Annotated in this window: 17 protein-coding genes; 6 read left to right on the top strand and 11 right to left on the bottom strand. The window is 45.4% G+C overall.

Annotated features, from left to right (window positions below):
• Window positions 1-3 precede the first annotated feature (3 nt).
• The 3 genes from NQ518_RS08315 to NQ518_RS08305 all read right to left on the bottom strand — a co-directional run bounded on the left by NQ518_RS08315 (window position 4) and on the right by NQ518_RS08305 (window position 5,473).
• Window positions 4-3,348, bottom strand: a complete 3,345-nt coding sequence (locus NQ518_RS08315) for a TonB-dependent receptor (protein ID WP_227208077.1) — start codon at window positions 3,346-3,348, stop codon at window positions 4-6.
• A gap of 122 nt (window positions 3,349-3,470) precedes the next feature.
• Window positions 3,471-4,499, bottom strand: a complete 1,029-nt coding sequence (locus NQ518_RS08310; protein ID WP_227208075.1) for a FecR family protein — start codon at window positions 4,497-4,499, stop codon at window positions 3,471-3,473.
• Window positions 4,500-4,906: 407 nt separating this feature from the next.
• Entirely contained in the window at window positions 4,907-5,473 is a 567-nt protein-coding gene (locus NQ518_RS08305) for an RNA polymerase sigma factor (protein WP_227208073.1), read from the bottom strand.
• Window positions 5,474-6,090: 617 nt separating this feature from the next.
• On the opposite strand from NQ518_RS08305, the gene nhaD reads away from it, so the two are divergent.
• On the top strand, window positions 6,091-7,440 hold the full coding sequence (gene nhaD, locus NQ518_RS08300) for a sodium:proton antiporter NhaD (protein WP_227962269.1): 1,350 nt from the start codon (window positions 6,091-6,093) through the stop codon (window positions 7,438-7,440).
• A gap of 256 nt (window positions 7,441-7,696) precedes the next feature.
• On the top strand, window positions 7,697-7,837 hold the full coding sequence (locus NQ518_RS08295) for a hypothetical protein (protein WP_227208451.1): 141 nt from the start codon (window positions 7,697-7,699) through the stop codon (window positions 7,835-7,837).
• Here the strand turns inward: NQ518_RS08295 and NQ518_RS08290 are convergent.
• The 4 genes from NQ518_RS08290 to cysK form a co-directional block, all read right to left on the bottom strand.
• The gene (locus tag NQ518_RS08290; protein ID WP_227962271.1) at window positions 7,821-8,402 is read right to left on the bottom strand and encodes a GNAT family N-acetyltransferase; all 582 of its coding nucleotides are present in this window, start codon (window positions 8,400-8,402) and stop codon (window positions 7,821-7,823) included. The genes NQ518_RS08295 and NQ518_RS08290 overlap by 17 nt on opposite strands.
• Window positions 8,399-9,814 (bottom strand): sensor histidine kinase, encoded by a 1,416-nt coding sequence (locus NQ518_RS08285; RefSeq protein WP_227962273.1) that lies wholly within the window; start codon window positions 9,812-9,814, stop codon window positions 8,399-8,401. Before NQ518_RS08285 ends, NQ518_RS08290 begins: the two co-directional genes overlap by 4 nt.
• Window positions 9,811-10,506, bottom strand: coding sequence for a response regulator (locus NQ518_RS08280; protein WP_227962275.1), 696 nt, complete (start codon window positions 10,504-10,506; stop codon window positions 9,811-9,813). The genes NQ518_RS08285 and NQ518_RS08280 overlap by 4 nt, the downstream gene beginning before the upstream one ends.
• Before the next feature lie 300 nt (window positions 10,507-10,806).
• Entirely contained in the window at window positions 10,807-11,754 is a 948-nt protein-coding gene (cysK, locus tag NQ518_RS08275) for a cysteine synthase A (protein ID WP_227208460.1), read from the bottom strand.
• A 423-nt stretch (window positions 11,755-12,177) separates the two neighbouring features.
• On the opposite strand from cysK, the gene NQ518_RS08270 reads away from it, so the two are divergent.
• The 4 genes from NQ518_RS08270 (at window position 12,178) to NQ518_RS08255 (ending at window position 16,233) form a co-directional block, all read left to right on the top strand.
• Window positions 12,178-12,999 (top strand): AAA family ATPase, encoded by an 822-nt coding sequence (locus NQ518_RS08270; protein WP_227208461.1) that lies wholly within the window; start codon window positions 12,178-12,180, stop codon window positions 12,997-12,999.
• 33 nt (window positions 13,000-13,032) lie between these two features.
• Window positions 13,033-14,067: a DUF4435 domain-containing protein gene (locus NQ518_RS08265; RefSeq protein WP_227208463.1), complete on the top strand. Its 1,035-nt coding sequence runs from the start codon at window positions 13,033-13,035 to the stop codon at window positions 14,065-14,067.
• Window positions 14,068-14,099: 32 nt separating this feature from the next.
• Window positions 14,100-14,333, top strand: coding sequence for a hypothetical protein (locus NQ518_RS08260; RefSeq protein ID WP_227208465.1), 234 nt, complete (start codon window positions 14,100-14,102; stop codon window positions 14,331-14,333).
• A 343-nt stretch (window positions 14,334-14,676) separates the two neighbouring features.
• A complete protein-coding gene (locus tag NQ518_RS08255; protein ID WP_227960864.1) occupies window positions 14,677-16,233 on the top strand; it encodes an IS1634 family transposase in 1,557 nt (518 codons plus the stop codon).
• A gap of 79 nt (window positions 16,234-16,312) precedes the next feature.
• Here NQ518_RS08255 and NQ518_RS08250 read toward each other — a convergent pair whose 3' ends face one another.
• The 4 genes from NQ518_RS08250 to dxs are packed head-to-tail and all read right to left on the bottom strand — an operon-like array spanning window position 16,313 to window position 22,087.
• Window positions 16,313-17,275, bottom strand: a complete 963-nt coding sequence (locus NQ518_RS08250; RefSeq protein ID WP_227206246.1) for a type I phosphomannose isomerase catalytic subunit — start codon at window positions 17,273-17,275, stop codon at window positions 16,313-16,315.
• Between the two features lie 40 nt (window positions 17,276-17,315).
• Window positions 17,316-18,773 (bottom strand): TrkH family potassium uptake protein, encoded by a 1,458-nt coding sequence (locus tag NQ518_RS08245; RefSeq protein WP_227206247.1) that lies wholly within the window; start codon window positions 18,771-18,773, stop codon window positions 17,316-17,318.
• Window positions 18,774-18,793: 20 nt separating this feature from the next.
• Entirely contained in the window at window positions 18,794-20,137 is a 1,344-nt protein-coding gene (gene trkA / locus NQ518_RS08240; RefSeq protein WP_227206248.1) for a Trk system potassium transporter TrkA, read from the bottom strand.
• 42 nt (window positions 20,138-20,179) lie between these two features.
• The gene (gene dxs, locus NQ518_RS08235) at window positions 20,180-22,087 is read right to left on the bottom strand and encodes a 1-deoxy-D-xylulose-5-phosphate synthase (RefSeq protein ID WP_227962276.1); all 1,908 of its coding nucleotides are present in this window, start codon (window positions 22,085-22,087) and stop codon (window positions 20,180-20,182) included.
• Window positions 22,088-22,669: the final 582 nt, after the last annotated feature.

The following is a 22,669-nucleotide window of genomic DNA, read 5'->3' as shown; positions in this document are numbered from 1 at the left end:
CATTTAAAAATTAAAGTTTATGCCAACAGTATAAGAAGTAGTGTTAGGATAGCTATTGCCATTTCCTGTATTCAGTTCAGGATCCCAAAGTTTCCATTTAGAGAACGTAAAAAGATTTGTCCCCATGAGATAAACATTTACACCACCAAGACCTATTTTCCTTGAGAAGGTAGAAGGGAGCTTATAATTGATTTGTAATGTCTTAAGTCTTAGGAATCCCATGTCTTTGAGCCACCAAGTGCTGTTAACAAAGTTGTTCTGATTATCAGGTTGATCGCTGCCATAAGCCAAGCGAGGATAAAACACGTCTTGGCGAGGGTTAGCCTCAGACCAACGGTCTACAATATTTGAATACACATTGCTACTTCCTGAATCGTTGAATGGTCTTACTATTCCACCCACCAATCGATTGGCCATGGCAGTTCCTTGAAACAACAAGCCAAAGGATATTGCTTTGTATGATAAGTTGAACCCAAAGCCGTAATTGATTTTAGGAATATCTCCATTGCCAATCCAAGATATGTCATTGTCGTCAATCTTGCCATCTTCGTTCATATCCTTGTACATGATGTCTCCAGGTTTCAATTGTGACAATGATGTATTGTAAGGTGTAGGAAATGGCTGTGGTTGAGTGCGGTCTGAAGCTAACCAGGCTTGGATAACGTCTATGTCCGAATGGGTATAAAGACCGATGGCAGTAAAACCTTCACGCGAAACAAGGCTCGATCCCTTTCTGTTTCGCCAAGGATAGGCCTTATCAGGAATATCATTGTCAACCCATACAGGGTCAGCATAAGTAAAGTTGCCGCGCAATGTAAGATTCCAGTCTTTGTTTATCTTTTTAAAATATTCAAGTTCTGCATCAAATCCTTTTGTGCGTGTTTTTCCCACATTTCCATAAGGTGCTTGCTGAAATCCAAAGAAGTCAGGTAACGATTCACTTCTAAGCAAGAGTATTTTGTTACGTTTCTCATAGAACCAATCCAGAGTTAATCTCAAATCGTCATTCAGAAGTTTGATGTCAACGCCGAGATCCTGCTTATGTGCAACCTCCCATCCTAACATTGTCGAAGGATTTTTCACATGCACTCCGTCCACATTTTGTCCACCAAAGTTAAAGCGGTAGCTTCCAGTCCACTCATATTGCTCCAAATACATAAAACGCCTTCCTCCAACGGTGCTGTTGCCCGCTTTTCCGTTAGTATATCGTATTTTAAGGAATGAAATTGCTTTTTCCAAAGGTTTCCAGAAAGGTTCATTAGATAAAACCCAACCTACACCCAAAGCAGGGAATGTGCCAAAACGCTTCTCCTTAGGAAAATTCTCACCACCATTGTAACCAATGTTAAACTCACCAAAGTAACGGTCTTTCCAGGAATATGTTGCACGTCCTGCAAGGCCCTGCAAACGATAAGGTATTGCAGAAATAATATCACCAGCATTGTTAACATTCCTGCTTTGTTGTGTATAAACAACCATACCGCCAACGCGATTGTTACCAAAGACTCTGTCATATTGTAGTGAAGCTTCCAAATAATCTTTTCTAACTCCAGCCAACCCATTTCCGCCAAAGCTCAGAACTTTTGAACCCCGGTTCCATGTTGTTGTCAGCACCAGATTGCCATTTTCGTCAAAAGGCTTGTTCCTATCAGCAATGTAATATGTGTTCTCTCGTTTGGTGTACGACGTATTTCTCGACGAAGTGACATCATATGCAAACATGGCTGTGAACTTCAATCCTTTAGTAAGCATACTCAAATCTTGTGTAAGACGTATATTTGAGTGAATGCGGTTTGACATGGTTTTTCGGTAACCACGCTTGGTAGCATCCGCATAGGGGTTTCGCTCTGCCCCTTGCGTGTGCAACCCAGGTACAAATTCCTCTCCGTTAATCACAAACATTTTGGGATACATCACAGGGTTAACTTCCATCGTTGACCCGAAAATTACATCACTGCTTACGCCAGGATAGTTGCCGTCTGCCAAGTAACCTTGCGCGCCAATGCTTACCTCCGTAGACGGAGTGATTTGCATGTCAATGTTGGTTGTGAAGTTATAACGTGTGTAACGCGTTGCAGAATCGTAGTTCTCGAAAGGATTTGTCTTGATGGTTCCATTCTCATTATATACACTCACGGAAGCATAGAAACGAGCAAGCTGACTACCTCCTCTTACATTAGCATTCAGGCGACGCAGATGCCCCCAGTCGTCAAACACTTCTTTTCGCCAGTTAACATTTGGGTAAAGCAGTTTATCAACTCCATTACGGGTGTTGTCAATATATTCCTGCGTGTATTTAGGCTGTTTGCCTATATTAGTCATAGCCTCATTCACGGCATCCATGTATACCAGTCCGTCTGCAAGTTCAGATGACTTGGTGAAACGGCTCATACCTTCATAGTAATCAACACTGACCACTGGTTTTCCAATCACTCCAGGTTTCGTTTTTACAATGATGACACCGTTAGCTCCCCTAACACCATATACGGCTGTGGCGGATGCATCCTTTAAAACCGAAATAGATTCAATGTCATCAGGGTCTATATTATTAAAATCTCTTTCAACACCATCTACTAATATCAATGGATTGGCATTGTTGGGCGTAGCCAGTCCTCTAATCCAAATGTCTGCAGCGTCTCTTCCCGGCTCGCCGGTTCTTTGAACCGCAACAATACCAGAGAGACGTCCCGCCAAAACGGTACTCAAGCTGCCAGTTGGCACTTTGAGATCTTGTTTCTGCAAGGTAGATTGCGAACCCACCGAACTGATTCGTCTCTGTTGTCCATATCCTGTAACAACCAATTCGTCAAGTTCACTCACCTCTTCCTGTAAGATAATGTCATAGATATCCATGGAACCAATATTCACCTCCACTGGTTTGTAACCCATGAAAGAACAAACTATCTGCGATTTCGCAGCAACAGTCATCTGATAAAGACCGTTTTCATTCGTAACAGTCGCATTATTTTGAGCAGACTTTTCACGAATTAATGCACCAGGTATGACGTTACCTTTATCATCTACAACACGGCCATTGATTTTCTTGTGAGTTTGCTCATTACGCTGTTTCTTTGCTACTTCCGATGGTTGTTTAAATATAACAATAGTGCGGTTTCTCACTTCATAGTTTAAAGGCTTATTACGCAGCACGATATTCATGCATTCAGAAAGAGGCTTATTCTTCACTTTTAACGTGATGCGTTCATTCTCATTCAGCTCATTGTTATTGTATACGAACGAGTAATTAGTTTGTTGCTTGATTTCATGAAAAACGGTTTTAATCTTTTCATTGACACAGTTAAGAGTGATTTTCTTACTCTGCGCATAGCCTGTAAATACATAAAGCATACAAAGAAAGATAAATACCAGCCTGTTTCTGATATTTGAAACAGATTTTTCACAGAATTGCAAGTGTCTACAAGACACATTTTTGACAATTGCTTGTTTCATTTTAAGTTTTTTATTAGGTTTTATTTATCAAATATCACAATGTAATCACCATCTTTTCGGTAATCAAATCCACGATGCCGCTTCAACACATCAAGGATTTGATACAAACTCATATCATTTTCAAACATACCAGAGAAAGTCTCATTTTGCAAATTCTTGGCATGTATCTCAATTCTGATTCCAAACCGATGCGCAAGAATTTTAGACATCTCTTCTAAGCCCACATGATCGAAATACAGCACTCCATCCTTCCAGGATGCATACAACTCTGCTTCTACTTCACGTAATTGACTTGTTCGTGCCACCTTGTCGTACACTACCTGCTGATTCGGTTTGAGTCGTATGGGATTTTCTTGTCCTGAATGGACGTAAAACTCCACAGATCCATCCAGAAGGGTGGTTACAATATTTTTAGAATCAGTGTAAGCACTTACATTGAATTGCGTTCCAAGAACCTTTATCTCAGCATCACCTACGTTCACGATAAAAGGCATGTGCGCATTGGGCTTTACTTTGAACATGGCCTCACCACTTAACGCAACTCTACGCTCTTTCCCTGTAAATGTCTGAGGGTAGCTTAGCGTAGAACCTGCATTCAGCATCACAACAGAACCGTCATCAAGTGTTAGCTTGACTACAGAATTAGGCTTTCCGTATGCCACAAGTTCAATGTTGTCATGGCTTTGAAGATACCAGAACACTCCTCCAGAAACAATCAAAAGTAAAACAACTGCTACGGCCAGACGTTTCAAGACAAACGCCCATTGAGGTGTTCGCCACTTACTGATTGAAACTATCTGGGTTTCATGCTCCTCATAATCTTGGATGAGTTCCAGCACATGCGCATAAACTCGTTCTTTAGTTTCATCACTCTCATCCACATTTCCCATAAATTTAGTGTGCATGAGATAGGATAGAATCTTTGAGTTCTCTGGTTTTTCATGAATCCAGTTGTTTACTATCTGCTGATCGGCGTTAGTTGCGTCGCCTCTGCACCAAGCGGCAATAGCATAAAGCAGCTTAGTACTATATGTATTGTTATCGTTCATAGTTCCGTATAACCAAATAGTCGAAACACTAATGTGTATCAATTGTGCATCAACTTGACATACCAATAGGGTAATGCCTACATTAATATTGACGCACTTTTTTCAAAATACATCTAAACCGATGTTAAAAATAATGATTTTTCTAATTAATAATGGGCTAAATAAAGCTTAGAGAATGCTCGAAACACCGCATAAAATCAGGCGGCTTGACGTGTTTTGTAGCTATTATAAAATAAATGAGTTCATGCTAAAAAATCTTTAGAAAGTTTGTCTGTAACATGTTTTTGTAACCAAGATTTGATGAAAACTTTTTGTAATTTTAGGATTGCTTGAGCAGAAAGCATCGTCATACCTATGAAGAAATGTTTACTACTCATGAAAATAGGTACATGGCTTAGCAGATAAAGTTAAAAGAAAACACTCTTCATGTACTGTCTCATGATGAGATTTAATTTTTTCAGAGCAATAACCATTTGAGCATTAACGGTCTTTTCTGATATTTGAAGTATTTTCGCAATTTCTTTATACTTCAATCCTTGCTCCTTCGCCATAAGGAAGACCAGTTTACATCTCTCAGGAAGTTGGTTCACGGCTTGTGTGATAGCTTTACATAGTTCTTCGCTAAGGAGTTGTTCCTCTGGTGTATCATCAGCAGATGCAATGCCCAGAGGTATTTCTTCAATGATGTGACAATGCAAAATCTTCCTAAGGCTGTCAAGTGCCAAATGGCGGGCTATGGTATACAAATAAGCGTCTAAATCTTTGATTTTACAAAGTTTTTCCCTGTGCTTCCATACTGTCAGAAAAAAATCTGACACTACTTCTTCACGCAACTCATTACTCCTTATTATATAGCTTGTGAAGCGATTGATTCTTGGATAGTAAGTATCAAAAAATGTACGGAAGGCCCGATTGTCACCTCTGGAAATCCTCAGAAGTAATTCCTTCGTCACATCACTTACTTGTCCTTTCATTACTACCATTTTTTGTGTGAAGTAAAAAACCTTAATTCCGCAACTCTTTCATTGAAATGTTTTCATAGATGCCTTCGCAACCAAAGTCGATCCAGGTTTTTATATGTCGCAAAATTTTTGAATTAAAGCTATGAACCAAACGACTTACAGGGCAAAAATACAAATAAAATCAGAGATAATCACTCCTTTAGGATGAATATTTCTCATCATAGCATCCGTTGGTTCTATTAGGAAAAAATTGATACTATCATGATACTGTAAAAACACGAGAATACATCCCCTATTTCCCTCGAAATCAATCTCAATGACTTTAGTGGCCAATCTCAATGACTTTGGTGGTCAAACTCAATGACTTTGAAGGCCAATCTCTTTGCTTTTAGAAAGCCGTATTTTTGACCTGTTTTTCAGGGCGATGATGAGTTCGAATTTTCATGCTGTGACTGTGAAATTTCATGGGGAACGAAAGAATATTAATAAAGATGTGTTTTTGTTTGGTTATTCAGTTGGCAACGACTATCTTTGCAGAGATTTTTCAGCCAAGGCCATTAAAGACATTTTTCATCACTCTATAGTATGATATCAGCTGAAGTCAACGAAAATAATTATAAATAAATTTTATGACATCTTTAACGTTAGCGATTGTAGTCGTTTTCATCATTGGTTATCTGTGTATAGCCATTGAGAGTGTTACTAAGGTGAATAAGGCCGCTGTTGCCTTATTGATGTTCGTGTTCTGCTGGACACTGTTCATGCTCGACCCAAATGCGTATATGCCTGGGGTTACGGGGCAAGACTTGATTAACCAGGTGAGCCATGTCATTGAAAAACATTTGGGTAGTACGTCTACCACTTTGTTCTTCTTGATGGGTGCCATGACCATTGTTGAGGTGGTTGACCAGAATGGTGGATTCAACTTCGTGCGCGATGTCATGAAGACTAAGAGCAAGCGAACCCTGTTGTGGCGTATCGCTTTCATGACTTTCGTCCTCTCTGCCATCTTGGATAACCTGACTACCAGTATCGTGATGATCATGATTTTACGCAAGTTGGTACATAGTCACGAAGACCGTCTGATATATGCTTCTTTGGTCATCATCTCGGCTAATGCCGGTGGAGCGTTCTCGCCTATCGGCGATGTGACGACCATTATGCTGTGGAACAAGGGGGTTATCACGGCTTTGGGCGTGATGGAGGAAATCTTCCTGCCATCGGTTGTGGCCATGGTTGTTCCGGCTTTTATCATGCAATATTCATTGAAAGGCGAGTTGGAGACGGCGGAAGTCAACATGAAGTCCGACTATCATGTGCTTGACTTTACTGAGCGGCAGCGCAAAGTGATATTCATAGTCGGTGTTGGCGGCTTGATGTTTGTACCGATTTTCAAGAGCTTGACCCACCTGCCGCCGTTTGTAGGCATCTTGTTGGTGCTGGGTGTGCTTTGGACAGTCACCGAGGTGTTCTACCGTGGGTTGGATCATAAAAAAGATGGAATGGGCAAGCGTGTGAGCAAGCTGCTGTCTAACATCGACATGTCTACCATCCTGTTCTTCCTTGGTATCCTCATGGCAGTGGCTTGTTTGGAAGAAATTGGCGTGCTGGGAGGCCTGGGCGTATGGCTCAACGACGTGTCTAACGGCAACCACTATGTGGTGACAGGTGTGATTGGTGTGATTTCGAGCATCGTAGACAATGTTCCCTTGGTAGCTGGATGCATGGGTATGTACCCCTTGGAGGCTGTGGGCGACATGGCTATTGATGGAATATTCTGGCAGTTGTTGGCTTACTGTGCCGGTGTTGGTGGGTCTATCCTCATCGTGGGCAGTGCGGCCGGAGTGGTTGTGATGGGCCTGGAGAAGATTACCTTCGGTTGGTATATGAAGCATGTCAGCTGGTTGGCCTTCGTTGGTTACCTTGCCGGTATCTTGAGTTACTGGCTCATCCGTTCGTTCATCATACCTATGCCCTAATGATCTCACTGAACAATGCTTTACAAAATGGTACGGTTGGCCTGATTGAGACATGAAATAATAGTGAACAAACGTACGACATTCCTGTCTGTGTTATTACTGATAATGGTATCGGTGATGGCACAGACAGGTTCTGTTTTTGAGCAGTACCTCGCCAATGTTACTGCGTTTGTTAACCTCCGCTGTATCCTAAGAACGGATTTGACGATACGATAAAAGATAACCGCCGCACGCGTTGTATTGGAATCCGCGATTAATGACTGATGAAAATGGTTGTGCCACCGTTGATTATTGCAACGGACGCAATGCCACTTACATGAATGCGGATATCGAAACCTTGGTGGATGGCAAGCCTGCTGCGGTGAATACGCTATCTTATCCTACGAGAAAAAGGTAGCATAGTATTGCAAGTGTTTCATGGGATGGCCACCCCATGTGGTGTCGCCTACATACTTGAATCCTTGGGCTACATACAGTTTTTCGGCCAAAGGGTTATCTTTGTCTACCAATAATCCAATCTTGTGAATACCCATTGATTGGGCCTTTCTAATCGATTCCAATATAAGTCGTTTCGCAATACCTTGTCTTCGATAGTCGGGATTGACGGCCAAGCTGTCGATGTATAGTTCATCATTATCGGCTTCATCAATCTGGTTCTGGTAGTCTATATCGAATTTTTTGAGTGCAGCGTCAATGAATGGCTGCCGAAGGTCATGCAGCTGGGCGCCGTCATAGCTTACGCAAACGCCAATGACCTCATCCTTATCGTTCAATGCAACCAAGGTATTGGTATAACTGTATTGTGACTTTTCCAGTGCAACGAGCTCTGTCAGCAGGTCTTCAAAATCGATTAACGTGTGATGAGGCCCCGCTAAATTTTGACAACATTCATAGTTCATGGCCAGCATGATATACTTTGCAATCTCTCTGGCCTGGTGTTTGCTTGCTTGTATTATCTTCATTTCTTCTTTTTTAGATTAAACTCGAAACAGAGTCCACCTGTTTCTACATTGTGAACTTGTATGCTTCCTCCGTGCAACATGATGGCATTCTTGACGATGGCCAATCCAAGTCCGGTGCCACCGAGTTTCCTACTCCTGCCTTTGTCTACGCGATAGAATCGTTCGAACAGTCTGGCGAGGTGCTGATTTGATACGCCTATGCCGTTATCTCGGAAGATAAATCTCCATTCTTGCTCATCTTCTTTTCCGTCAAGGGTGATGGTTGTCCCGTCACCAGCATACGTAATGGCATTGTCAGTCAAGTTTCTGAATACGCTGTACAGCAGACTTTGATTGCCTTGGATGATGACGTTTTTCGGTAAGTTGTTGACAAAAGCCATGTGATGATTTTGCATTTGCAGTCCCGTTTCCTTGCAGATGTTTTCAATCATCTTCGAGATGTTCACGGGTGAGTACTCCATCAAGTCGGGAGCATCGTCAATTCTGTTCAGCGTAGAGATGTCTTGTAGCAAGGAAGTGAGCCGCTGACTCTGTGCATAGCTGTGTTGCAAGAATTGTTGTCGCGTTGCTTCGTTGATGTGAGGGTTGTCCAAAATGGTTTCCAAATAGCCTTGAATGCTGGCCACTGGCGTTTTTAATTCGTGCGCAATGTTTTGAGTAAGCTGTCTTTTCAGAATGTCCTGTTCCTGTCGGGTGCTCTGAAGACGCTTGTATATCTTGATGATTCGTTCGGCTATTTCGCCCAACTCGTCGTCTGGAAAGGCAATCAAGTCTTCGGTATCGAGGCTTTCATTGTGGTCGGCACGACTGGCAAACAACTTCAATTTGGTGATGTTGGCCGACAATCTTCTTAAAAATCGCCACAACACGAGCGTCAAGATGACAATCGCTGTGAGTGCAAACCAAATGAAATGTTGGTCGGCTTGCAGCGATTTAGCCAAGCCATTGTTGTAGGGCAAGGCACTCCGAATGGTCATCTTGTCATCCTTGAAATAGGTTGCCGAATAGAAAAACTCTTGTTTCAGGGTCTTACTGTTACGCTCAACGCTTGATCCGGTTCCCGTTTTCCGTGCCTCAATGATCTCTGGACGGTTGGCATGATTCTTAAAGTTGCTGTAGTCTTTATGGAAATTGTCAAAGATAACCTGTCCTTGATCATCGATTATTGTTACCCGCAAGTTAGGTATGCTGTGCGTCTTTACATAGGTGCTCAGCGTTTGTTCGTCTCTCTTGCCCAGGTATTGAATGGCATCTGCCATCCTGGTGTTATAGCCTTGCAACCTCATGTTCAGCAGTTCCCGCTTGTATTGCTTTTCTCTTGTCTGTTGAAAGACGATGAATGAGATGGCAAAAAGCAAGAATACCGCCAAGATACTGATGTATAGTTTGCTGCCAACCGAAACCTTTCTCATAGAGCATCAAAGTAGTATCCAAAGCCAAGTCGGGTGACAATGCACTTGGCGAATCGCCCAATCTTCTTTCTTAGTCGTGTAATGTTCACGTCTACTGTGCGGTCAAGCACCAAAACGTCCTTTGGCCAAATCCTGTCTATAAGCTCCTGACGTGAGAAGACGTGTCCCTTTTCAGAAAGAAATAAGTGCAGTAACTCGAACTCAGTCTTGGTAAAAGGAACATCTTCACCATCGATGGTCACTGTCTTTTTGTCCAGATCCATCTCCAAACCTTGGTATTTCAGCGTCTTCGGCTCAGTGTGATCGTCAGATTCTTTTGTCCTTCGGATGACGGCACGAATGCGCACCAATACCTCACGGATGGAGAAAGGCTTGCTGATATAGTCGTCAGCACCAAGATTGAAGCCGGTTACCGTATCGTTCTCGGTATCGCGAGCGGTCAGAAAGATGATGGGAATGCTGGCTGTCGTGGGATTCTCTTTCAGCTTTTTAGCCATGGCAAATCCCGACATCTCACCCATCATCACGTCCAACAGTAGGAGGTTGAACGATGAAATGTCCATCGTCATGGCCTCTTCGGCCGAGTTTGCCGTTTCTACCACATAGCCTTCTGTTTCCAAATTAAACTTCAGAATTTCACATAAGTCCTGTTCGTCGTCTACAACGAGAATACGATATTTGTTCTCTTTCATATAGTTTGTTATCTATTTTCAGTTGACAAAGTTAGCACGTTGGCTCTTCATAAGCATGTCAAACGTGTTACAATCGTATTACTTTTAGACATAATTCCAGCTGGGCGTGCTTGAGGTATGCATCTGGTGGCAGGCCGATCGCCACTTGCCTAATGCTACAAAGTTAAGCAATAAAAAGCATTTTGTCAAGTCTTGACGGTAATAATTTAATAAGGTAGATCGATATACGATAGCGGGAGACCTCTTTGTGGTGGCCTCCCGCTATGCTCTCTCAGTGCGTAGATGTGTTGTTGCGGCTTTTTAGAGTGGGTATTCGTCGAATGCGTAGAGTGCCGTAGAGAGGTAGCGCTCGCCGGTATCGGGCAGCAACGTCACAATCTTCTTGTCCTTATTCTCTGGTCGTAGGGCCAATTCTGCTGCTGCAAAGGCTGCTGCCCCAGACGAGATACCTACCAACAGCCCCTCCTGCTGAGCCAATTGTCGGCCCGTTCGGATAGCGTCATCGTTGTCTACGGTCAGTATTTCGTCTACCACCTCTGCATGATAGGTTTGAGGAATAAAGCCGGCTCCGATGCCCTGAATTTTATGCGGTCCCGATTTTCCGCCGCTCAATACCGGTGAAGTCGATGGCTCCACGGCTACTATTTTAACGTCGGGCTTCTTCTCTTTGAGGTATTTGCCGATGCCAGAGAGCGTTCCGCCAGTTCCCACGCCAGCCACAAAGATATCAATGTCGCCGTCGGTGTCGTTCCATAATTCAACAGCCGTGGTGTCGTAATGTTTCTGGGGATTAGCAGGATTGGTGAATTGTCCCAGAATCACCGCACCTTCTATGCTGTCTCTCAGCTTCTCGGCCGCCTTGATGGCGCCATTCATCCCTTCTTTACCAGGGGTCAACTCAACCTTGGCACCGTAGGCTTTGACGAGGTTTCGGCGTTCAACACTCATGGTTTCGGGCATGGTGAGTATCAGTTTGTAGCCTTTTACGGCCGCCACCAGCGCCAATCCTACACCCGTATTGCCACTGGTAGGCTCGATGATGGTGGCACCGGGCTTCAAGGTTCCATCTTTCTCTGCGGCTTCTACCATTCCCAGGGCGATGCGGTCTTTCACGCTGCCGCCTGGATTGAAGAACTCTACCTTGGCCACAAGGGGCGTTTTAAGTCCGCGAAAGGCTGAATATTTGTTCAACGCTACCAAAGGGGTCTTACCAATCAGGTCAGTCATCTGTTTTGCAATCTTGATCATATTGTCTGTCGTTTTTAATGAATAAATAGTATCTAGGTGCTCGCCTCATCATGCTCTTCCGTCCTTTTGCTGCTTGCTTGTTCTCGTAGAGCGTGTCGTTTTCGCAGCAATTGGTGGGGAAATTTTGTCATGCGGCGTAGCTCCCCATGAATGATACGGCAAATATACACAAAAAAACGATGGTATGCAATCGCACGATAATGGTATTTGGCCTACCACGATTATGGTATTTTGCGCGTTCGGGAACCCTTCTTTCTTTGACGAATAGAACGTGCTGGCTTCTAAAATTGATGACATTAAAAGGTCATTGTGTTTGCCGAATTGGTGATAAATGCTTATATTTGCCCAACTAACAGTGCCTGATGCGTCATGATTGGCTCACATTGTTTCATGCCAACCTCAGGTACATAACGCACAAAGCTCATGAAATACGCTGATTACATCGAAAGGGTAGAGATAGACTCGTTGTGGAGTGGTCGCAAGCATGTGGCCTGGAATCTTGACAGACAGGTTAACGTGCTGAGCGGTGTCAATGGTGTTGGCAAGAGCACCATCTTGAACCGGGTGATCAAAAGCTTGTCAGAAGGTGGCGACTTCAACTCGCATTTGCCCAAAGGAGTGCACATCACGGTGTCACCGGCCGATGCTACGGCCATCCGTTATGATATCATCCGGTCGTTCGACCGACCTTTGATGAGTTCGGAGATGGTTGCCAAGGTAGACATTAGTTTGGCCACAGAACTAGACTGGCAGCTCTTTCAGTTGCAGCGCAAGTATCTGGATTATCAGGTAAACATCGGCAACCGCATCATCGAGGTGTTGCAGAATGGGGGCGCAGATGCAGCCGTTGAGGCGCAACGCGTATCGGCCAACAAGTTGAAATTTCAAGACATGGTGGACAAACTGTTTGCCGAAACGGGCAAGACCATCGTCAGAACCGAGAATGAGATACGTTTCATGCAGATGGGAGAGAAGCTTTTGCCCTACCAATTGTCAAGTGGCGAGAAGCAAATCTTGGCCATCTTGCTCACCGTGCTGGTGGAAGATCGCCTGCCTTATGTGCTGCTCATGGACGAACCAGAGGTGAGTTTGCACGTGGATTGGCAGGAACAACTCATCGACCTGATACTGCAACTCAATCCCAATGTGCAGATTATCCTCACCACGCATTCGCCTGCCGTCATCATGAATGGGTGGATGGGGCATGTCACCGAGGTTAGTGACATAACGGATGTTCATAGATAGGGAAGGTTTGGACGTGAAAAAGACACATGAACCATGGGCAAAAAACTAAAAGACAACCTCTCCTCACGCTATTTCGAGGCAGCTAATAAGTTGAAGTCACAGCACGCCAGACGCCGCATCGCAGCCTATGTGGAGAGTTATGACGACATATTTTTCTGGCGATCTGTCTTGAGTGACTTCGAAGACGACACTCGGTATTTCCAGGTGATGTTGCCCTCTCGCTTGCAACATCTTGAGAGAGGCAAAAAGGCGGTGCTGATGAACCTGCTCATGGACAAAGTAGGACGTGACATGATTGCCTGCGTGGACGCCGATTACGACTATCTCATGCAGGGCGCCACCGAGATGTCAAAGCAGGTAACAACCAATCCTTACGTCTTTCACACCTACGCTTACGCCATTGAAAACCTGCAATGCTATGCGCCATCGTTGTACGAAACCAGTGTCATGGTTACCCTCAACGACCATCACATCTTTGACATGGAGGCTTACCTGCGCGACTATTCGCTAGCCATCTTCCCGCTTTTCGTATGGAGCATCTGGTTTTATCGCACGCCCAATTACGGCGAGTTCACCATCATGGACTTTCTGCGCGTCATCGAACCGGGACACTTTACCATGGCGAAGGCCGAGGACATGGTGGCCAGAGTGCGCAGAAAGGTGGGCAAGCGCATCAACCAACTGCAACAAAAATATCCAAACAACAAGGAAAATTATCTGCAAGTAAAGGAGGACATCAAGCGACTTGGCGTGACTCCCGATACCACCTATTTATATATACAGGGTCATCATCTCTTCGATAAGGTAGTGGTGCCCATGCTCAACAAGGTTTGTATGCAGCTTATTCGTGAACGAGAAGTAGAGATTTCTCAGCAAAGTGTTCACGGCACCCAGCAGCGTAACGAACTGTCCAGCTATCGCAACAGCATCGAAGCCATTCCATCGATGCTCAAAAAGAACACTCGCTACAAGCAATCTGAGCCGGTGGCGCGCATACAGGCCGATTTAGAACGATATTTAGAGCTGACCAAACAAAATCGTACAACCAACGACACAGACCGGGAGTAGCCTGTGCCCAGATAAATATTTAAAACCATTTGATGATGTTAGATTTAATTTTTGCCGTATTGAAAATTTGCCTGGTGCTGGTCATCGTGGTGCCTGGCGTATACAATTATGTGAAGGTGATGAGGGAGAATGTACGGGAGAAGGATGCTAAAAACGCCTTTTTCAACACGCTGTACTTTGGCGTCGTGCTGGTGCTGAGCATCCTTTTATTAAAATCTATTGGCGCTTTCAATGCCTTTGATACCATTGCAGCATACCTGCGTTGATGCAACGCCACGCATAGGGCGTTGAGCATGGATTTCAATGTCATTGAGTTTGCGTTCCAATGTCTTTGAGTTTGGCCATCAATAGCATTGACTTTGGAGGCCAAACTCAATGCTATTGGGATGATATCTATATCTTCTTGTCAACCAAACAATTAACCATTACAAGAAAGGTCTGCACCATGATGTGTGTCCATGATGCAGACCTTTCCTAATTGTGAGTTTCTTTGCTACTCTTTTTCCTGACTTCGTCACTCAAAAAACATGTATTTTATAACTGGTTGATAAACACTATTTTGTATCTTTGTGTCATCTAATATTGGGTGACACGAAAGATATTTTAACTATGTTTGTCCGCAAAAAGAAATATCCATCTGGCAATATCGGAGTTATCGTTGTTGAGAAAATTGGAGGCAAAATGAAGGAACTTGCCACAATTGGAGTAGCCTATAATGAAGGTGAGGTTGAAAATCTTGTCATTGAAGCAAAAGAATGGATTTCCAGAGAGAATTCACGCCGCCAGCCCCAGCTTGATCTATTCGGCGAGGAACGTGAGGCCTGTGACCATGAGCGTGAAGAAGTCCGCCGTGTCCTGTCCAATGTCAGCAATATCTTTCTCAACGGATGCGACTTGATATTAGACCGCACGTTTGACAGGATTGGTTTCAATCGGATTGACGATGATGTATTCCGCAAGCTTGTTAAGGCTCGTTTGGCATATCCAACAAGCAAAGCTGCCACGGTGGAATACCTTAAAAACCACTTTGACGAAGATATGGATCTCTCAAAAATCTATCGCTATCTTGACAAGCTTAGCGACCATCAGCACGAAATCGTACAGGACATAAGCGTGCAACATACAGCTAAACTGTTCGGTGGAAATATCGGTGTGTTATTCTATGATGTTACCACACTTTACTTTGAAGCGGATTATGAGGACGAATTACGCAAGACAGGTTTCTCGAAAGAGGGACGTCACAGTAATCCTCAAATCATACTTGGACTGCTTGTCAGCCTTGGTGGCTATCCGCTTGCCTATTGCATCCATGAAGGCAACAAATATGAGGGTCATACGATGCTGCCGACGATAAACGAGTTTGTAAGCAAATACGGATTGGAAAACTTCGTTGTAGTGGCAGATTCTGGTCTGATGAACAATGCCAACATAGCGGAACTTGAATCGCACGGCTACAAGTATATAATAGGTGCGAAGATAAAGAATGAAAGTCAAGAGGTCAAGAACTGGATACTGGAACAGCCCAAGCGCGACTGCCAGATGGTTGAATATGACAAAGGAGGCGGACGTCGTCTCTTGGTCGGCTATACAGATGACCGTGCTAAGAAAGATGCCTATAACCGGGAAAAGGGAATACGCAGGTTGGAAAAGGCTTACAAGCATGGTGCGCTCACGAAAGGCAACATCAACAAGAGAGGTTACAATAAGTTCTTATCCATGGATGGTGAAGTGAAAGTCGCCATCAATTATGACCGTGTTGCCGACGACTCCAAATGGGACGGCCTAAAGGGATATCTCACCAATACGGATATACCAATACAGGACATATACACGGCATATCACAACCTTTGGCATGTGGAACGAGCCTTCCGCATAGCCAAATCAAAGATAGAGATACGTCCCATGTTTCACTTTACGCGCAAACGAATCGAGGCTCATATATGCATCTGCTTCGTGGCTTTGAAAGTATACAAGGAATTGGAGCGTATGTTGAAAGTCTCAGAGATTAAGATGAGCATAGACAAGGTGCTTGCATTGGCAAAGACCATTACAACGATACAAATCAAGCTACCTCTGAACAAGGAGGTTTATACGCAGACTATGCTGATGGCAAGACATCAGAGAATAGCTAAACTCTTTGACGAAGATTTTTGGGTGACACGATGACGAAGTCAGGAGGTCTGCACCATGATGTGTGTCCATGATGCAGACCTTTCCTAATTGTGAGTTTCTTTGCTACTCTTTTTTAAACGTAGGTTTCGAGGAACTTCACGGTTCCTTCCACCTTTAACTCCCGGGTTGTTGCGGGAATCAAGATGGTTTCGCCGGCACGGAGCGAGGTTTCGTTGCCTTCGTTGTCCGTGATTTTGCCTTCGCCCTTCACGCCAATGAGGATGACAAAGCTGTCCAATTCGCTGTAATCGAGTGTCATCGGTTCGTCAAGGTCGTATACGGCCGTGTTGAAGTAGGGACAGTGAACGAGGCTCACGCCTTGGTTTTTGGTCGACGTATAATCGGTGCGGTAGTCTTTTTCCACGTTATAGTTGATGCATTCGGCGGCCAGTTCGGTGTGCAGTTCGCGATAGTTGCCATTCTTGTCCTTACGCTTGAAGTCGTAGATGCGGTAGGTCACGTCGGATGTTTGCTGAATCTCGGCCAGGAAGCATCCCGTGCCAATGCTGTGAATGCGGCCGGCTGGCAGGAAGAAGCAGTCGCCTTCTTTAACCGAGTAGTCGGCAATGGCGTCGAGAATAGTATCGTTCTCCACCATCTGCTTGTACTCTTCGGGCGTGATTTCTTTCTTTAGTCCGCTCCGTAGGTGTGCGTCTTTGTCGCTGTCCATGATGTACCACATCTCCGTTTTGCCGCGGCTCTTCCCTTGTTTCTTAGCGATTTCGTCCGTGGGGTGCACCTGGATGGAAAGATCTTGGCGGGCATCGATGAACTTGATGAGCAGGGGAAACTCGTCACCAAAGCGCTCATAGTTGGCTTCTCCAATGAGTTTGCCTTTCAATTCGCGCACAACGTCGTTCAAGGCGCTGCCCTCATATTCGCCTTCACTGACGAGGGTTTCGTTGTCTTTCACGCCGGATATTTCCCAACTCTCGCCAACGTTTTCCAGTTGTTCGTCGAGATTTTTGAATGGAATGATTTTGTCGCCCCCCCAAATGGTTTGTTTGAGCAGGGGTTTAAACTTGAGTGGTTTCATATTTTTTTATTTTATGTTGACAGATTTGTTGTCTTCTTGTTTAATTATCTTTCCAGAACGCTGGTGACAGGATGACCAACACGCTGAATATTTCCAAACGCCCGATGAGCATGAGCAGTGCACATACCCATTTTACAAAGCCGGGCAGCATGCTCCAACTCATCGTCGGTCCGATTTCAAGTCCCAGCGTTGGCCCCACATTGCCGATGCAGCTGAGGATGATGGTGATGGAGTTGGTGCTGTCGATGTGGGCCATCATCAGTACGAACGAGGCCAGCAGGCACAAGATGAGGTACATGGTGAGGAAGGCCAGAAGGGTTCCTCGCTTCTGGTAAGGTATGTTGGTGTCGTTGACCTTCAAAGGCAGTACGGCGTTGGGGTGCAGTATTTGTTTAAATTCATTGCGGATAGTTTTGAGCAACATCACCACTCGGATGCACTTAAAGCCACCACTCGTCGAGCCAGAACAGGCTCCGATGAACATGCAGGTGGCCAGGATGACCCAGGTGACGTGTGGCCATTGGCCGGCGTCATCGTTGAACAGACCAGTGGTGGTGATGAACGAAACAACTTGGAAGACGCCCGAACGGAATGCTGGTTCTAAGTCGTAACCCCGATTAATCATCAGTTCGAGCATGATGAACAAACTGAATAGGATGACAACACTTAGGTAGAACTTGAACTCAGAGCTTTTGAATAATGCTTTGAAGCGCCGCTTCACCACCGCTGTGTACAGCAAAGTGAAGTTCACTCCCGAGAGAAAACAAAAAATAGTGCAGATGTATTCCAGCGCTGGAGAGTGGAAATATTCGGTGCTGCTGTTGTGTGTGGAAAAGCCTCCCGTAGCCGTTGTGGTCATTGAATAGTTGACAGCATCGAACCAGTTCATGCCATAAAGGATGAAACAGCCTATGCAAGCGATGGTCAGCACGAGATACACGGTGAGAATCCACTTGGCACTGGTGGAGAGCCTTGGGTGCAATTTCGACTTGATGGGGCCGGTTGCTTCGGCTGCAAACACCTGAACAGAGCCTCCTACCATGGAGGGAAGCAGGGCGATGGTGAAGAACACGATGCCCAAACCGCCAATCCATTGGGTCAGTGAGCGCCAAAAGAGTAGGGCGTGGGGCAACACTTCTACGTCATCTATGATGGTGGCACCGGTGGTGGTGAACCCCGACATCGTTTCAAAGTAGGCATCCGTGAAGCCATGAATGTAGCCACTGAGGGTGAAGGGGAATGTACCAAAGAAGCTGAAGACGATCCATGAGAGCGTAACCACTAAATAAGCGTCGCGCCTGGACAAGGTGTTGTTGGAGTTACGGCCCAGGTATCTCAGGATAAAGGCTGTGAAGAGGCTGATGAATACCGACAGAAGAAAAGGCATGGCATCATCTTCACCGTAGAAAAGAGCCATACCAAAACAGGCGAAAAGGATGAAGGCTTCGATGAAAAGTAGCGAGCCTATCACTTTATATATAGTCCTGAGGTTGATCATTGCTTGCTGTTTTGACGTTGCTAAATGAAGAGTCTTTCTATCGTCTTGAGGTTGATGTTGTGGCAGAACACCATGACAATGTCGCCAGCCTGTATCTGTGTATGTCCCGAAACGAGCATTCCTTCATCTCCTCTGACCAGTCCTCCGATGGTTGCCTCCTTGGGTAAACCTAAATCTTTCACTGGCTTTTTGGTGACGCGCGAGCCTTCTTGCGCCACAAACTCGGCCACATCGGCATTCGCAGTCATGATGAATCGCATGTTCATGACTTTGGCATCGAGCATGATTTGATAGATGTGACTGGCTGCAATGGCCTTTTTATTGATGATAGTGCCGATGTCCAGGCTTTCTGCCATGCTCACATAATCAACGTTTTCGACCATGGCAACGGTCTTTCTCACACCCAATCGTTTGGCTGTTAGGCAGGCCAGGATGTTGGTTTCGGCATTGTTGGTCAGGGCAACGAAGGCTTGTGTGTTCTTAATGCCTTCCTCCATCAGCAGCTGGGTGTCACGACCGTCGCCGTTGATGATAAGCGCTTTGTCGTCGTCCAACAGGTTATTCAGCTCTTCACATCGCTCCTCGTTGATTTCAATGAGTTTGGTATCCAGATAGTCGGGCATGGTGTTGATGGCTCTGACGGCCGTTGCACCGCCGCCCATGATCATCACATTCTTTACGTCTACATACAGTTCTTTGCCCACTATCTTGCGGATATAGGGGATATATTGTGTGGTTGTCATGAAGTAAGCCAAGTCGTAGAGCTTCAATTCGTCGTTACCACCGGGGATGATGGTTTCATTCAAACGCTTGATGGCCACCACATGATACGGATCATCGGGTCCACAGAGGTTCTTCAACGGGTTGTTGAGTATCTCACAGGTTTCCCTTAGCTTGATGGCCAACATCACCAATGCGCCATTGTGGACATCCCATCGCTGACGAACCCACGACATTTTGAGTCCGTTGATGATGTCTACGGCGGCCAACTTTTCTGGGTAAATCAGCGAACTGACACCCAATCCGGTAAAGAAATCCTGTAGTTCGGGGGCTGTGTATTCGCTGTTGCTGATTTTAGCCACGGTCTTCTTGGCTCCTAAGGCTTTGGCCAGAACGCACGAAGTGATGTTCAGACTCTCTTCAGGCGTTACGGCAATGAACAAATCCGCATGTTCAGCGCCCGCTTCGCGCAATGCCTTGATGCTGCTGGGCGAGGCTTGTGCGGTTAGTAGGTCAAAGTCGGTTCCTATCTGAGCCAATCGTTCGTCGTCTTCATCAATCAGCGTAATGTCTTCATGGTTGCGTGAAAGCATCTTGGCCAGATGTGTGCCGATGCCGTAAGCGCCACAGATAATAATCTTCATGTCTATGTGATTTTTAGAAAATCCTTTGTTGCTTCAAGTTTTTCAGACTTGGTCTGAAGCCAGCATGGCTTCGATGTTTTGCTTGATGTGAGGTGCGTCCAGTCCCACGATTCTCCTCAGTTCGTCCACTGAACCATGCGTCACAAACTCGTCGGGCAATCCCATTCGCTGCACGCTTGGGGCATATCCATGGTCATTGAACCACTCCAAAACGGCCGAACCGAACCCGCCGTTGCGAATGCCGTCTTCAATTGTGATGACCTTCTTGAACTTTTTCCCGATCTCATCCAACAGATCTCCGTCCAAAGGTTTGATGAATCGCATGTCGTAATGAGCCACGTTGTCCCGTTGCGGCAATGCTTCAATGGCCTTCTGTGCATCATTTCCAATGGGGCCTACTGTGAGAATGGCCACCTGGTCGCCGTCTTTCAACTTGCGACCCGTGCCCACTTTGATTTCTTCCAGGGGACATTTCCAATCCTTGTTCACTCCTCTGCCGCGTGGATAACGAATGACAAACATGCCCTTGTCGGGCAGTTGAGCTGTGTACATCAGTCGTCTCAGTTCTTTTTCGTCCATCGGTGCAGCGATGGTCAGGTTGGGGATGGGGCGCAAGGCGGCCAAGTCGAACACGCCATGGTGCGTGGGTCCGTCCTCACCAACAAGTCCCGCACGGTCCAAACACAGTACTACGGGCAGGTTGAGGATGGCCAAGTCGTGGATGATATTGTCGTAAGCGCGTTGCGCAAACGAGCTGTAAATGTTGCAAAATGGCTGCAAGCCTTCTTTTGCCATGCCGCCGGAAAAGGTCACCGCGTGTCCTTCGGCAATGCCAACGTCAAACGCTCGGTCGGGCATGGCTTTCATCAGCTTGTTCATCGAGCAACCTGTTGGCATGGCAGGGGTAACACCAACAATCTTTGGGTTCTGCAAAGCAAGCTCTACCAGCGTGTCACCAAAAACGTCTTGGTAACGTGGTGGTTCTTCAGAACAGTCTTTAACGATGCGTTCACCCGTCTCGGCGTTGAATCTACCAGGTGCATGCCATTCGGTTTGTGACTGCTCGGCAGGCTTGTATCCCTTGCCTTTGGTGGTGTGCAGATGCAGCAGTTTGGGGCCTTTCATGTCCTTCAGCTGCCGCAAGATGCGCACGATTTCAGTAACGTCGTGTCCATCAAAAGGTCCGAAATACCGGATGTTCATGCCCTCGAAGATGTTCTGTTGGCGGCTGATGGCCGACTTGATGGCATTGTTGAGCCGCAAGATGCCTTTCTTTCTGTTCTCACTAAGGTAGCCACGTTGATGGAGCCATTGCGAAGCCTTGAACCTCAGCTTGTTGTAAGTGGCATTCGTATCGAGGGTTAAGAGGTATTTTTCCATGCCACCCACTGCGTGGTCGATGCTCATGTCGTTGTCGTTGAGGATGATGAGAAGGTCGTTCGGAGTCGACGAAACGTTGTTCAGTCCCTCGAACGCCAATCCACCACTCATGGCACCATCGCCGATAATGGCTACAATCTTCTTGTCATTCTCGCCACTTTTCTTGGCTGCGACGGCCATACCCAATGCCGCCGAGATGGAATTGGAGGCATGTCCACAGGTGAAGGTGTCGTACTGGCTCTCCAAAGGTGTGGGAAACGGGCGCAGTCCATGCAGCTTCCGGTTGGTGGAAAACAACTCCCTCCGCCCTGTGAGTATCTTGTGTCCATAGGCTTGGTGACCCACATCCCATACAAGTTTGTCGCTCGGCGTGTCAAACACATAGTGCAAGGCCACGGTAATCTCAATGGCTCCCAGCGACGACGCAAAGTGTCCGGGGTTTACGGAGACCTCTTGAATGATGTCTTCGCGAAGTTCACGACACACCTCTGGCAACTCTTCAACGCTGAGTTTTCGTAAGTCTTCGGGGTAATTAATTTGGGTTAAAAGCCTTAAATTCGTCTTGTCCATCAATAAGCTCTCTTCTATAACCATGCAAAGATAATAAATTTATATGAACAATGCGTCCTTTGTGCCGAATTTTGCTGGCAGACATACGGCGCTTTCGTGTAACATTGATGCATTGTGTTTTTTATGTCAAACACTGCGTTTGTCGGTGAAATCCCCGCCGTCGCAACGATTTTTTAACACAAATGCTGGGCGTTTTTTCAACCAAGTTGTTGATGTGTTGAAAATAAGCCAAGGATTCAACGGTTTTGTTATCCATTTGATGATGAATGAGTTAGATAGTTTTCTAACTTTGAAGACCATTAAAAAGTGATGTTGTTGGCGCAAAAATCTCATCTTTTTGTACCAAAACGGCCTTCAATAGCATGTCAATTGGTCATCAATAGCATGCATATTGCGGCGCAAAAGCATAGCTATTGGGAGATAAAAGCATGGCAATTGGCAAATTGTTCCATGTGAATGGGCCAAAAGATGATGTGTTTTTGATCTATTTTCTCTATTTCGCAGTTTTGTTTTGTCAAAGAAATTGAATCGATTTAACAAACGAAAGGTTTATTAACACGAACAAGTTTCGTTGTCATTTGT

The sequence above is a fragment of the Hoylesella buccalis ATCC 35310 genome (assembly GCF_025151385.1).
Classification (GTDB): Bacteria; Bacteroidota; Bacteroidia; order Bacteroidales; family Bacteroidaceae; genus Prevotella; species Prevotella buccalis.
This window is presented reverse-complemented; position numbering and strand designations above follow the sequence as displayed.

Bases quoted from the DNA above. Each gene is read 5' to 3' on its own strand.
- NQ518_RS08285 (WP_227962273.1), bottom strand. From the start codon at position 9,814: ATGAGAAAGGTTTCGGTTGGCAGCAAACTATACATCAGTATCTTGGCG.
- NQ518_RS08250 (WP_227206246.1), bottom strand. From the start codon at position 17,275: ATGAAACCACTCAAGTTTAAACCCCTGCTCAAACAAACCATTTGGGGG.
- NQ518_RS08290 (WP_227962271.1), bottom strand. From the start codon at position 8,402: ATGAAGATAATACAAGCAAGCAAACACCAGGCCAGAGAGATTGCAAAG.
- trkA (WP_227206248.1), bottom strand. From the start codon at position 20,137: ATGAAGATTATTATCTGTGGCGCTTACGGCATCGGCACACATCTGGCC.
- NQ518_RS08260 (WP_227208465.1), top strand. From the start codon at position 14,100: ATGATGTTAGATTTAATTTTTGCCGTATTGAAAATTTGCCTGGTGCTG.
- NQ518_RS08305 (WP_227208073.1), bottom strand. From the start codon at position 5,473: ATGAAAGGACAAGTAAGTGATGTGACGAAGGAATTACTTCTGAGGATT.
- NQ518_RS08255 (WP_227960864.1), top strand. From the start codon at position 14,677: ATGTTTGTCCGCAAAAAGAAATATCCATCTGGCAATATCGGAGTTATC.
- NQ518_RS08280 (WP_227962275.1), bottom strand. From the start codon at position 10,506: ATGAAAGAGAACAAATATCGTATTCTCGTTGTAGACGACGAACAGGAC.
- NQ518_RS08245 (WP_227206247.1), bottom strand. From the start codon at position 18,773: ATGATCAACCTCAGGACTATATATAAAGTGATAGGCTCGCTACTTTTC.
- NQ518_RS08315 (WP_227208077.1), bottom strand. From the start codon at position 3,348: ATGCTTTATGTATTTACAGGCTATGCGCAGAGTAAGAAAATCACTCTT.
- cysK (WP_227208460.1), bottom strand. From the start codon at position 11,754: ATGATCAAGATTGCAAAACAGATGACTGACCTGATTGGTAAGACCCCT.
- dxs (WP_227962276.1), bottom strand. From the start codon at position 22,087: ATGGACAAGACGAATTTAAGGCTTTTAACCCAAATTAATTACCCCGAA.
- NQ518_RS08310 (WP_227208075.1), bottom strand. From the start codon at position 4,499: ATGAACGATAACAATACATATAGTACTAAGCTGCTTTATGCTATTGCC.
- NQ518_RS08295 (WP_227208451.1), top strand. From the start codon at position 7,697: ATGACTGATGAAAATGGTTGTGCCACCGTTGATTATTGCAACGGACGC.
- NQ518_RS08265 (WP_227208463.1), top strand. From the start codon at position 13,033: ATGGGCAAAAAACTAAAAGACAACCTCTCCTCACGCTATTTCGAGGCA.
- nhaD (WP_227962269.1), top strand. From the start codon at position 6,091: ATGACATCTTTAACGTTAGCGATTGTAGTCGTTTTCATCATTGGTTAT.
- NQ518_RS08270 (WP_227208461.1), top strand. From the start codon at position 12,178: ATGAAATACGCTGATTACATCGAAAGGGTAGAGATAGACTCGTTGTGG.